Genomic DNA, 11,546 nt, shown 5'->3' on the forward strand with positions numbered 1-11,546 from the left:
ACTCCCGTCTTGGGGAGAGTGCGGGTGCTGCTTCAGCGCAGCATGGCTGACATGGCCGAGCAGCAGTTCAGCATGCGAACCGCGGCTTCCACAGAGTCGGCGGTGAAACGCAAGCTCACACCATCGACGCGTTCGAACGACGGCCATTGGCAGAAAAGATCGGCCATGGCGGGTGACTGGGTGCGCAGAGTGACCACCTGCGGGCCCTTGAAGACCAAAGGGGCTGCGCTGGCCCTGGCCGCCAGGCCCTGCTTGACCCCTGAATGGATGGCCGCACGCGACTGTTCGGGCGAAAGCGAGACGCCGCTGCTGAACCCCGTGGCCCGCTTGGTCTGCACGAAGACCGCATGCGGGAAGACCGGCTGGTTCTCGGCGATGAACACATCGTCGCCGCTGGCCATGACCACCGGCACGCCGTATTCACCGGCCAGCGCGCCATAGAGCCCGGCCTCGCCCAGCTCCTGGTCGCCGAGCCAGATGCCCGCGAACGCAAAGCTGTTGATGGTGTGGGCGAGGATGCCGCGCCCCTGCGCTCGAGAGTGATAGCCCACCATGCAGACGGCTTGCACGCCTTCTTCTTCCACGCCCGCCACCATGCTCAAGTACCGCGGCTTGCCCTGGACCACGCGGGCGCGCGGGTCGAGTACGTCGGGCGGCATGTTGCGAAAGCCGCCGTGCGAATCGTTGACCAGCACCTCGGTGGCGCCGGCCTCGAAGGCGCCGGCAATGGCCGCATTGGCCTCTTGCGCCATCAGCAGGCGGGCACGCTCGAACTCCGGATTGCCGGGGCGCACCTGCTCCTGGTGGTAGACGCCGGCAACGCCTTCGATGTCGGTGGAGATCAGAACTTTCATGCGGAGCAAGGCCTGCGGATCAAGAGATGAAGGAAGAGGGCGGCAGCAGCTCCGAGAGCGCACGCCGGTGGTGGCCGTCGCGGCCGGTCACCGCCGTGGCACGCCACAGCGCGTGGACGATGGCTTGTTCGGTGCTGTCGGCCGCAGCCTGGAAGATATCGTCAAGCAGGCTGTCGTGCAGCATGGCGACGGCAGGCATCGGCCGTTCGGCCCGGTCGGGCACGGTGTAGGCGGTCGAGAAAGCCAGTGCGATGTCGCCGCTCCCGTGGCCGAAAACCGAGCCCGTGCGCGCCAGCCCGGCACCGGCGCGCAACGCCAGCCGGCGCAGCTGCCGTGCGTCCAGCGGGGCGTCGGTGGCAATGAGCATGATGATCGAGCCCTTTTCCGGCTCGGCCGCCGCGGTCGCCTGCGCGGCTGCTTCTTGCGAAGCCAGCTGCGCCGCGAGTTGCGCGCCCACCGCCCGGCCCGCCAGCACCAGTTGCGGCAGCCGGCCATAGTTGGCCAGCACCAGCGCGCCCACGGTGTGCACGCCGCCGTGGCGCGAAGGCACGCAGCGCGAAGCACTGCCGATGCCACCCTTGAACTGGAAGCTCGACATGCCGCGGCCCGCGCCCACCGAGCCCTGCTCGAAGTCGGCGCCCGCGCTTTCCAGTGCGTGCAGGTAGTCGGCCTCGGTCACGGCCAGCCGCTGGATGTCGTTGAGAAAACCGTCGTTGCACTCGAAGACGAGCGGATTGACCGTGGGCAGCGAGCGCCCCGACTCCGGATTGGCCGCCACGCAGTCGCGGATCTGCGCCGTCGCAACCGTGCCGACGGAGAAGGTGTTGGTAAGAGCGATCGGCGTTTCGAGCACGCCAAGCTCTTCGACCTGCACCAGCCCCACGCTCTTGCCAAAGCCGTTGAGCACCACGGCCGCGGCCGGCACCTTGTCGCGGAAAGCGTCACCGCCATGCGGGCGCACGACGGTCACGCCGGTCTGCACGCCGTTGTCGTCCAGCGTGCGATGCCCGACCGAAACGCCCTGCACGTCGGTGATGGCGTTGCGCGTGCCCGAGGGCAGGCTGCCGATGTGCGGAATCGATGGCATGCGAGGCCCCGGTTTACTGGCGGTCGATCTTGGGGTCGAGCGCGTCGCGCAGCGCATCGCCCAGCAGGTTGAAGGCCAGCACGGTAAAGAAGATGGCCAGGCTCGGGAACAGCGCCACGTGGGGCGAGGTCACCATGTCGGCGCGTGCTTCGCTGAGCATGGCGCCCCATTCGGGCGTGGGCGGTTGCGCGCCCATGCCCAGGAACGAGAGGCTGGCCGCCGTGATGATCGACGTGCCCACGCGCATCGAGAAATACACGACGATCGAGGAGATGGTGCCCGGCAGGATGTGCCGCACGATGATGGTCCAGTCCGATGCGCCGATGCTGCGCTCGGCCTCGATGTAGGTCTGCTGCTTGAGCACCAGCGTGTTGCCGCGCACCAAGCGCGCGAACGCCGGCACGCTGAACACCGACACCGCCACCACCACGTTGGTCATGCTGCTGCCCAGGATGGCGACCACGCCCAACGCCAGCAGAATGCCCGGAAAGGCAAACAGCACGTCGGAGATGCGCATCACGATGCGGTCCCACCAGCCTTCGTAGTAGCCCGCGAGCAGGCCGAAGGCCGTGCCGACGAAGCCGCCCACCAGCACCGAGAGAAAACCCGCCATCAGCGAAATGCGCGCACCCATCAGGATGCGGCTGAAGATGTCGCGGCCCAGCGGATCGACACCGAACCAGTGCGTGGCCGAGGGGCCCGTGTTCAGCATGTCGTAGTCGAAGAAGTTCTCCGCGTCGAAGGGCACGATCCACGGCGCGAACACCGCAACGAACACCAGCAGCAGCACGAACACCGCCGCCACGATGCCCACCGGCTGCTTCTTGAAGCGGCGCCAGCATTCGCCCCAGGGCGTGCGGACCTTGCCCGCGGTTTGAACCGCCACCACGGGCGGAGCGATGATTTCGGCAGACACGCCGGAAGCTTGCGTCATGTCGGCTGCCTCACTTGTAGCGGATGGTGGGGTTGATGTAGCCGTACAGCACATCGACCACCAGGTTGATCAGGATGAATTCGAGCGAGAACAGCAGCACCAGCGTCTGGATGACGGGGTAGTCGCGCATCTGCACCGCGTCGACCAGCAGGCGGCCGAGGCCGGGCCAGTTGAACACCGCCTCGACAAGAATCGAGCCGCCCAGCAGAAAACCGAACTGCAGGCCCATCATGGTCACCACCGGAATGAGCGCATTGCGCAGGCAGTGCTTGATGATGACCGTGCGCTCGCGCACGCCCTTGCCGCGCGCCGTGCGAACAAAGTCTTCCTGGATCACTTCGACGAAGGATGCGCGGGTGAAGCGCGCCATCACGGCGGCCACCGCTGCGCCCAGCGTGATCGAAGGCAGGATGTAGTGCTTCCAGCTGCTGGCCCCCACGGTGGGCAGCCAGCCGAGCTGAACCGAGAAGATCTGCATCAGCAGCATGCCCAATGCAAATGCGGGAAATGAAATGCCCGACACCGCCAGCGTCATGCCGAGCCGGTCGGGCCATTGGTTGCGGAACACCGCGGAAACAATGCCGATGCCCATGCCGAAAATCACCGCCCACACCATGCTGGTGATGGTGAGCATCACCGTCGGGAAAAAGCGCTCGCCGATCTCCGTCGCCACCGGCCGCCGCGTGCGGATCGAGGTGCCGAAGTCGCCCTGCAGCATGTGGGTGAAGAAGCTCACGAACTGCTGCGGCAGCGGCTTGTCCAGGCCCAGCTCCGCGCGCACCATGGCCACGGTCTGCTCGTCGGCTTCCTGGCCGGCGGCAAGGCGCGCCGGATCGCCCGGCAGCATGTGGACGAACAGGAACACCAGCACTGCCACGATGAGCAGCGTCGGGATCAGCCCCAACAGTCGTTTGAGAAAGTAATTCAGCATGGCATACAGACAATCAACCCTCGTCAAGGCCTCGGGGCCCATCGGGAGACACCGCGGAACCGGCTTTGCCGGGCCGCAGGTGTCGCCCCCTTGAGGGGGGCGGCTACACGAAGTGAGCCGCTTCGGGGGTGGGTCAATTAATCGAGATGGCGTCGATGTTGATGTTGCCGTCAGGCATCACGTACACACCCGACAGGCGCTTGGAGTGCGCCGACAGGTTCTGCTCGGTCACCAGCGGCACGCGCGGCAGGTCCTTGCGGATTTCTTCCTGCGCGGTCTTGTAGAGCGCGGCCTTTTCCTTGTCGTCCACGGTAATCAGCGCCTTGGCCAGTGCGTTGTCCACCACCTCGCTCTTGTAGAACGACATGTTGTTGAGCTTGGGCGCCCAGGCTTCAGAGGCGAACAGCGGGCGCAGGCCCCAGTCGGCTTCGCCGGTCGACGACGACCAGCCCGTGTAGTACATGCGCACCTTGGCCGTCTTGGCGTCGGGCCATGCATCGACCATTTCGGTGCGCTGGCCCACTTCGAGTGCCTGCACCTGCAGCTTGATGCCCACTTGCGCGAGCTGCTGCTGCACGAACTGGATCGTCTTCTGGCTGGTCGTGTTGTTGTAGGCGCTCCACAGCACCGACTCGAAGCCGTTCGGGTAGCCGGCTTCGGCCAGCAGTTCCTTGGCCTTCTTCACGTCGTAGGGAATGGGCGCCATCTTCTCGGCAAACTTCACGCCCTGCGGCAGCATGCCCTGCGCCGGGAAGGCATAGCCGCCGAACGCGACCTTGGCCAGGGCTTCCTTGTTGATGGCGTAGCCGATGGCTTCGCGCACCTTCGGGTTGTCGTACGGCTTCTGCAGCATGTTGAAAGCCAGGAAGCGCGTGATGATCGACGGAATGGCCACCACTTCGAGCTTGTCGCTCTTCTTCAGCAGCTCGGCTTGCTCGTAGGGAATCGGGAACGCGAAATCGGCTTCGCCGGTCTGCAGCATGGCTGCGCGCGTGTTGTTCTCGAGCACGGGCTTCCACTGCACCGTGTCGACCTTGGGGTAGCCCTTCTTCCAGTAGCCGTCGAACTTCTTGGCCTTGACCGCTTCGGTCTGCTTCCACTCGACGAATTCGAACGGGCCGGTGCCCACGGGGTGGAAGGCGATGTCCTTGTTGCCCCACTTCTTCAGCGCGGTGGGCGAAATCATTGCGGCCGAGGCGTGGGCCAGCGAGTTGATGAAGGGGCCGAAGGGCTCCTTCAGCGTGATGCGCACGGTGCTGGCATTCACCGCTTCGACCTTGCTCACGCGGTTGAACTGGTTGTAGCGCAGCAGCTTGTTGTCCTGGTTCAGCACGCGGTCGAGCGTGAACTTCACCGCCTCGGCGTTGAAGTCGGTGCCGTCGTGGAACTTGACGCCCTGGCGCAGCTTGATGGTGTAGACCAGGCCGTCCTTCGACACTTCGTAGCCTTCGGCCAGCACGTTCTGGACCTTCAGGTCCTTGTCGAACTGGAACAGGCCTTCATAGAAGGTCTTGGTCACGGCCGTGGTGATGGTCGTGTTGGTGTTGTACGGGTCGAGCGTTTCGGGCTGGTAGCCGATCGACAGCACCGCGTCTTTCGCGGCCATTGCCGTGCCGGTCATCGCCAGAGCGGCCAGGCCCAGCAGTGCCGATGCCCATCGCAGGGAGGAAGAAGATTGCTTCATGGAAAGAACTCCAGTCGGTTCGAGGAAAAAAGCAGGAGAGGGCCTGCGGGTTGAAAAAAATCTGCCTGTCGCTCAGAAGGCTCCGCCCACGGCGTGCCGTGCGACGAAGTGGCCGGGCGCCACCTGCACCAGCGGCGGCACGTCGGGCTCGTCGCCCACCGCGCGAATGGGGCTGGGAATTTCGCCTTCGAGCAGCGCGCGAGGCTTGTGGCGGCGCGACGGGTCGGCCACCGGCACCGCGGCCATCAGCTTGCGGGTGTAGGGGTGCTGGGGCGCCTCGAACACGGCGCGGCGCGGGCCAATCTCCACGATCTGCCCGAGGTACATCACGGCCACGCGGTGGCTGATGCGCTCGACCACGGCCATGTCGTGCGAGATGAAGAGAAATGCCACGCCCAGTTCACGCTGCAGGTCGAGCATGAGGTTGACGATCTGCGCCTGAATCGAAACGTCCAGCGCCGACACCGATTCGTCCGCCACCACCACTTTGGGGTTGAGCGCGAGTGCGCGTGCAATCGCAATGCGCTGGCGCTGACCGCCTGAAAACTCGTGCGGATAGCGCTGCGCCACTTCGGGCGGCAGGCCCACCTTCTGCAGCAGCCAGTCGACGCGTTGCTGCGCTTCGGCGCCCTTGGCAATGCCGTGGATCAGCAGCGGCTCCATGATCGAGAAGCCGACCGTCACGCGCGGATCGAGCGACGCGAACGGGTCTTGAAAGATGAACTGGATATTGCGGCGCAGCGCCTGCAGCTCGCGCGTCGGCAGTTCGCGGATGTTCTGGCCGCCGAACTCGATGGCGCCGCTCTGGCTTTCGACCAGGCGCAGCAGCGAACGGCCGGTGGTCGACTTGCCGCAGCCCGATTCGCCCACCAGCGCCAGCGTTTCGCCGGGGTACAGGTCGAAGCTGATTTTTTCAACGGCATGCACGCGGCGCTTCACGCGGCCGAAGAAACCGCTGCGCACGTCGAAGCGTGTTACCAGGTCGCGCACGCGCAGGATGGGGCCGGCTTCTTCGCGCACCGTGGTTTGCGGCGTGGTGTCGGTGATTGGCACGGTGTCGGGGCTGCCTTCGGTGCGCAGCAATTCGAACTTGGCGGGCAGGTCGGTGCCTTGCATGGCGCCGAGCTTGGGCACCGCCGACAGCAGCGCCTTGGTGTACGGGTGCTGGGGGGCGGTGAAGACCGTGTCGGAACTGCCGGCTTCCACTTTGTCGCCGCGGTACATCACCAGCACGCGGTCGGCAATTTCGGCCACCACGCCCATGTCGTGCGTGATGAAGAGCACGCCCATGCGCATCTCCTTCTGCAGCTCTCGAATGAGCTGGAGAATTTGCGCCTGAATCGTCACGTCGAGCGCCGTGGTGGGCTCGTCGGCAATCAGCAGCTGCGGTTTGCACGAAAGCGCCATTGCAATCATCACGCGCTGGCGCATGCCTCCCGAGAGCTGGTGCGGAAAGCGGTCGAGCACGTTGCGCGCTTCGGGTATGCGCACCAGCTCGAGCATGCGCAATGCTTCGGCGCACGCGGCCGCATTGTTCTTGCCCTGGTGGATGCGAATCGCCTCGGCAATCTGCTCGCCCGCGGTGAACACCGGGTTGAGAGACGTCATCGGCTCCTGGAAGATCATCGCGATGTCCGCGCCGCGGATGTTGCGCATTTCGGCGTCGCGCGCCTGTGCCAGGTCGAGCACCTCGCCGCTGCGGCGGCGAAACGCCATGCGCCCGCCGAGGATGCGGCCGCCGCCGTGCTCCACCAGCCGCATCAGCGCGAGCGAGGTGACCGATTTGCCGGAGCCCGATTCGCCCACCACCGCAAGCGTTTCGCCGTGGTCGACGTGGAAGGACAGCTTCTTGACGGCATCGACCGTGCGCTCCGAAGTCGAGAAGCGAACGGTGAGGTCGTCGACGGCGAGAACGCGGCCGTCTGGCAGGGCGAGGGCAGGGGAGGACATGGGATGCGAAGAAAAGAGAGTGCGTGCGCGTCAGGCGAAGATGGCCGTCACAGGGGCGTCGTCGCCGCGGGCATGACCGCGGTACATGCCTTCGCTGTTGAAGGCGAGGCTCAGGTTGCCGTGGCGGTCGATGGCGATCAGCCCGCCCGTGCCGCCGATGGCGGGCAGCGACTGGTGCACCACGGCACGGGTGGCGGCTTCGAGCGTGGCGCCGCCGTAGGCCATGCGCGCGCAAACGTCGTAGGCGGCCGAAACGCGGATGAACATTTCACCGCTGCCGGTGCAAGAGACGGCGGCGGTGCGGTCGTCCGCATAGGTGCCGGCGCCGATCAGCGGGGTGTCCCCGATGCGGCCGACGCGCTTGTTGGTCATGCCGCCGGTCGAGGTGGCCGCGGCCAGGTGGCCGTGCATGTCGAGCGCCACGGCGCCCACGGTGCCGAACTTCTTGTCTTCGTCCAGCGGCGGCGTCATGGCCGCGCCTTCGTGGTCGGTCACCACGCGGCCGGTGTCGCGCACGCGGTAGAGCTGCTGGCGGCGCGCTTCGGTCGAAAAGAAAAAGGGCTCGACCATTTCGAGTCCGTGCTCGCGCGCAAAGGCTTCGGCGCCCGCGCCGGCCAGCAGCACATGGGCGCCGTCTTCGAGCACGGCGCGCGCGGCGCGCACCGGGCGGCGAATGTGGCAGACCCCGGCAATCGCGCCGGCGGCCAGCGTTGCGCCGTCCATCACGGCGGCATCGAGTTCATGGGTTTCGTCGTGCGTGAAAACCGCTCCGTGGCCCGCGTTGAAGAGCGGGCACTCTTCGAGCAGTTCGACGGCGAGGCAGGTGGCGTCGAGCGCGGATGCGCCCTTGAGCAGCGCTGCCTGTGCGGCGCGCACGATGTTCTGCAGCGCGTCGTGGTAAGCCTGCGCCTGCGCCGCGCTGGTCGTGGCGGCGCTGATGGTTCCGGCCCCGCCGTGAATGGCGATGACCGGGGTGTTGCTGCTGTTCTTCATCAGGAGGATTTCTTCTTTTTCTTTCGGGTGCCGGCCGGGGCGGCACTGGCTGGTTGTGCGGCAAATTCCGCCCGCGCCAGGCCCTGTGCGCCATGCAGCCAGGGGCGCACCGCTTGCAGGATGCGGCTCGCGGACTGCACCGCGCGCGGCGCACGCAGCGCCACCGCGCTGGTCAGCGCCTCGATCAATGCGAGCACGCTGGTTTCGCAATTCGGCCGGTAGCTGGTTTCGGTCTGGCAATAGAGCGCCACGTCGGCCAGCGGCGCCAGCGGCGAGCTCGGCCTGTCGGTCAGCGCCAGCACGGCGCAGCCCTGGCCGCGCGCAATCTGCGCCAGCGCCACCGTGTCGGTGAGGTAGCGCGGAAAGGTGAGGCCGATGAACAGGTCCTGCGGCCCCGCATGCATGAGCGTGCGCGCCGCATGCGTCACGCCGCTCACGCTGGAGAGCATTCGAACGTCGTTGCAGCTGCCGTCCAGGCCGTGCTGCAGCAGCCCCGCCAGCCATGCGCTGGCACCAAAGCCGCCGATGTACACCGACCGCGCCTTCAGGATGCGCTGCACCGCCGCCTCGCATGCCGCGTAGTCCAGCGACTGGCGCGTGGCTTCGATGTTGCGGCGGCTCTCGTCCAGCGCGGTGGCAAACACCTCGGCGACCGTGGTCGGATGCTCGAGGTTGCCGCGCAGGCGCTCCACCGGCGCCACCAGCGATTCGAAGCCGCGCACGAGCTCGGCCCTGAAGGTGGCATAGCCGTCGAAATCCAGCGCCCGGGCAAAGCGGTTGGCCGTGGCAACCGACACGCCCACCACTGCCGCAAGCTCATCGATGGGCAGCGTGGCGACCTGCAGCGGGTGCTCCAGCACGTAGTCGGCCACCTGGCGATGCGACCGCGTCAGCCGCGGCAACGCCTGCGCAATGCGCTGGGCCACGGTGGTGCCGGTGGTGTCTACGTTGGTGCTCATTCGTGGGCCGTGCACTCCGGAGGGGAGTGTTTGATGAAAATCAGTTTACAAATATAAGACAAAAAAGAAAATTTTCTGTCATTTTTGATCGAATGAGCAAATTTCGGGCCCGCGAAGGGCCGATGCGAGAGGGGCGCGAAGATCGCCGGCCCGGGGCTAGGCGGCGCTTTTTTCCATGAACACGCTGAACGGGTCGTCCGGGTAGCTCCCGAACGGCCCTCGCTTCACGTAGCCCGCGCTGGCGTAGAAAGCCAGCGCTTCCGGCTGGCTGATGCCGGTCTCGAGCGCGAATCGCGTGCATCCCTTGCCGATTGCCTCGGCTTCGAGAAAGGTCAGCACTTTTGCGGCAATGCCTTGCCCGCGGTTTTCCGGCCGTACGAACATCCGCTTGAGCTCGCCGTATGCGGGCTCCAGCACCATGGCGCCGCAGCCCACGGCCGTTCCGCACTCGTCGCGCGCAACTGCAAACAGCACGTGCGCCGCCGACAGCGCGGCAATGTCGATGCCGTAGTGGCACTCGGGCGGATAGAGCGGCTTCTGGTAGGCGTCGAGCGCTTCGATGAGCTGGACGACATCGGGCTGGTCGGGGTGTTCGAGGGCAATGTTCATGCGAAGGATTCTCTGGATCCGGCGAATCTTATTGGACCCCGGCCGAGCGTCGGCCTCGCGCCGCCATTCGCCGGTGCTATCGCGGATGCGTGACAGGGGCGGCGCTGTCGACCGCAGGCCTGCCGTCGAGCGCCAAAGTGGCATTGAGCGCCGCAAGTGCATCGGACGTGAGCGAGCCGCTCGCCTGGCGCAGGCGCAGGTCGCCCAACAGCACGTTGTAGCGGGCCTGTGCCAGGTCGCGCTTGGTCTGGTAAAGCTGGCTCTGCGCATTGAGCACGTCGATGTTGATGCGCACGCCCACCCGGTAGCCCATGCGGTTGGCGTCCAGGGCCACCTGGCTCGATGCTTCGGCTGCCTCGAGCGCCTTCACCTGGCTGGCGCCGGACACCAGCCCAAGGTAGGCGGCACGGGTGGAAACAGAAACGCTGCGGCGCGCGTTCTCGAGCGAGGCGCGCGATTGGTCTTCGAGCGCCAGCGTCTCGCGCACCCGGTTCTCGGTTGCGAAGCCGGCGTATAGCGGCATGTTGAAGACCACGCCTATGCTGGCCCCGGCTACACGCACCTTGTCTGTCGAGGCGCTGGGTGAATTGCCTGGCGGGTTGGTGCTGACGTTGTAGCCCAGCTGGGCGTCGATCGTGGGCTTGTGCCCGGCCTCTGCCTTGCGGACTTCGAGCGTTGCAACCTCCACCGCAAGGGCCGCCTGAACGATGGCCGGATGCGCGGCCTCGGCCTGCGCAAGCCAGCTGCCCACGTCGCCCGGCGCCAGCCCGGGGAGCACCACCGGCGCGGCGAGTGGCACCGGCACGCTGCCGGCCTGCCCGACGAGCTGGTCGAGGATGAGCTTCTTGACCTGCAGGTCGTTCTCGGCCGCAATTTCCTGCGCAATGACGAGGTCGTAGCGGGCCTGGGCTTCGCGCGCGTCGGTGATGGTGGATGTGCCGACTTCGAAGTTGCGTTTGGCAAAGGCGAGCTGTTCGGCCACCGCAGCCTTTTGCGCCCGCACCAGCGCCAGCGTGTCGTGGCTGGCGAGCACATCGAAATAAGCCTGGCTCACGCGCACGATGAGGTCCTGCTCGGCCAGCGTCAGCTGTGTTCGTGCGATCTCTTCGTGCCGCTTGCCTTGCTCGTACGCGGCCCAGGCGGCGGGGCGATACAGAGGCTGGATCAGGTTGACGCCTATGTTCCGGGCGCTGACGCCGCGCGTGAACGCGGCGTTGCCGGCAGACACGTCCTGCTCGGTGAAGGAGGCCCCCGCCGTGAGGTTGATTACCGGCAGCACCCCAGCGCGCGCCTGTGCCGCCCTGGCCACGCTCGCGTCGTACTGTGCGCGCGCACCTTGGTAGACGGCGTCGTAGCTGCGCGCCGACTGGTACAGCTCCACCAAGCTTTGTGCCGATGCAGGCGCCGCGGCGGCCAGCAGCAGCATCAGCGCGAACGGCCTGCTTGCCGATGCAGCGCGGCGTGAGGTTTGCATTTTTTTCTCCTCCGGACATTGGTCTTCTTCGCACCGGCATCACTCGCCTGAAGCCGTGCCCGCATGCGCGG

The 11,546-nt window shown here is 66.3% G+C and carries 10 protein-coding genes; all 10 read right to left on the reverse strand.

Annotated elements, in window-relative coordinates; translation table 11 throughout:
• Window positions 1–32 precede the first annotated feature (32 nt).
• Window positions 33–854, reverse strand: coding sequence for a M55 family metallopeptidase (locus M0765_RS22635; RefSeq protein ID WP_258506011.1), 822 nt, complete (start codon window positions 852–854; stop codon window positions 33–35).
• Between the two features lie 19 nt (window positions 855–873).
• Entirely contained in the window at window positions 874–1,941 is a 1,068-nt protein-coding gene (locus M0765_RS22640; protein WP_258506012.1) for a DmpA family aminopeptidase, read from the reverse strand.
• A 13-nt stretch (window positions 1,942–1,954) separates the two neighbouring features.
• Complete coding sequence (gsiD, locus tag M0765_RS22645) at window positions 1,955–2,875, reverse strand: glutathione ABC transporter permease GsiD (protein WP_258506013.1); 921 nt, start codon at window positions 2,873–2,875, stop codon at window positions 1,955–1,957.
• 10 nt (window positions 2,876–2,885) lie between these two features.
• Entirely contained in the window at window positions 2,886–3,806 is a 921-nt protein-coding gene (gene gsiC / locus M0765_RS22650; protein ID WP_258506014.1) for a glutathione ABC transporter permease GsiC, read from the reverse strand.
• 133 nt (window positions 3,807–3,939) lie between these two features.
• On the reverse strand, window positions 3,940–5,490 hold the full coding sequence (gsiB, locus tag M0765_RS22655) for a glutathione ABC transporter substrate-binding protein GsiB (protein ID WP_258506015.1): 1,551 nt from the start codon (window positions 5,488–5,490) through the stop codon (window positions 3,940–3,942).
• Window positions 5,491–5,562: 72 nt separating this feature from the next.
• A complete protein-coding gene (locus M0765_RS22660) occupies window positions 5,563–7,440 on the reverse strand; it encodes a dipeptide ABC transporter ATP-binding protein (protein ID WP_258506016.1) in 1,878 nt (625 codons plus the stop codon).
• Between the two features lie 30 nt (window positions 7,441–7,470).
• Window positions 7,471–8,433 (reverse strand): isoaspartyl peptidase/L-asparaginase family protein, encoded by a 963-nt coding sequence (locus M0765_RS22665; RefSeq protein ID WP_258506017.1) that lies wholly within the window; start codon window positions 8,431–8,433, stop codon window positions 7,471–7,473.
• Entirely contained in the window at window positions 8,433–9,392 is a 960-nt protein-coding gene (locus M0765_RS22670) for a MurR/RpiR family transcriptional regulator (RefSeq protein ID WP_258506018.1), read from the reverse strand. The genes M0765_RS22665 and M0765_RS22670 overlap by 1 nt, the downstream gene beginning before the upstream one ends.
• Before the next feature lie 156 nt (window positions 9,393–9,548).
• Window positions 9,549–10,001: a GNAT family N-acetyltransferase gene (locus M0765_RS22675; protein WP_258506019.1), complete on the reverse strand. Its 453-nt coding sequence runs from the start codon at window positions 9,999–10,001 to the stop codon at window positions 9,549–9,551.
• Between the two features lie 76 nt (window positions 10,002–10,077).
• On the reverse strand, window positions 10,078–11,475 hold the full coding sequence (locus tag M0765_RS22680; protein ID WP_446751567.1) for a TolC family outer membrane protein: 1,398 nt from the start codon (window positions 11,473–11,475) through the stop codon (window positions 10,078–10,080).
• Between the last annotated feature and the right edge of the window lie 71 nt (window positions 11,476–11,546).

Origin of the sequence: Variovorax sp. S12S4, from assembly GCF_023195515.1 — a bacterium.
Taxonomy (GTDB): Bacteria; Pseudomonadota; Gammaproteobacteria; order Burkholderiales; family Burkholderiaceae_C; genus Variovorax.

Excerpts from the sequence above, each read along its gene's own strand:
- M0765_RS22635 (WP_258506011.1), bottom strand. The coding sequence starts at position 854 with ATGAAAGTTCTGATCTCCACCGACATCGAAGGCGTTGCCGGCGTCTAC.
- M0765_RS22640 (WP_258506012.1), bottom strand. The coding sequence starts at position 1,941 with ATGCCATCGATTCCGCACATCGGCAGCCTGCCCTCGGGCACGCGCAAC.
- gsiD (WP_258506013.1), bottom strand. The coding sequence starts at position 2,875 with ATGACGCAAGCTTCCGGCGTGTCTGCCGAAATCATCGCTCCGCCCGTG.
- gsiC (WP_258506014.1), bottom strand. The coding sequence starts at position 3,806 with ATGCTGAATTACTTTCTCAAACGACTGTTGGGGCTGATCCCGACGCTG.
- gsiB (WP_258506015.1), bottom strand. The coding sequence starts at position 5,490 with ATGAAGCAATCTTCTTCCTCCCTGCGATGGGCATCGGCACTGCTGGGC.
- M0765_RS22660 (WP_258506016.1), bottom strand. The coding sequence starts at position 7,440 with ATGTCCTCCCCTGCCCTCGCCCTGCCAGACGGCCGCGTTCTCGCCGTC.
- M0765_RS22665 (WP_258506017.1), bottom strand. The coding sequence starts at position 8,433 with ATGAAGAACAGCAGCAACACCCCGGTCATCGCCATTCACGGCGGGGCC.
- M0765_RS22670 (WP_258506018.1), bottom strand. The coding sequence starts at position 9,392 with ATGAGCACCAACGTAGACACCACCGGCACCACCGTGGCCCAGCGCATT.
- M0765_RS22675 (WP_258506019.1), bottom strand. The coding sequence starts at position 10,001 with ATGAACATTGCCCTCGAACACCCCGACCAGCCCGATGTCGTCCAGCTC.
- M0765_RS22680 (WP_446751567.1), bottom strand. The coding sequence starts at position 11,475 with ATGCAAACCTCACGCCGCGCTGCATCGGCAAGCAGGCCGTTCGCGCTG.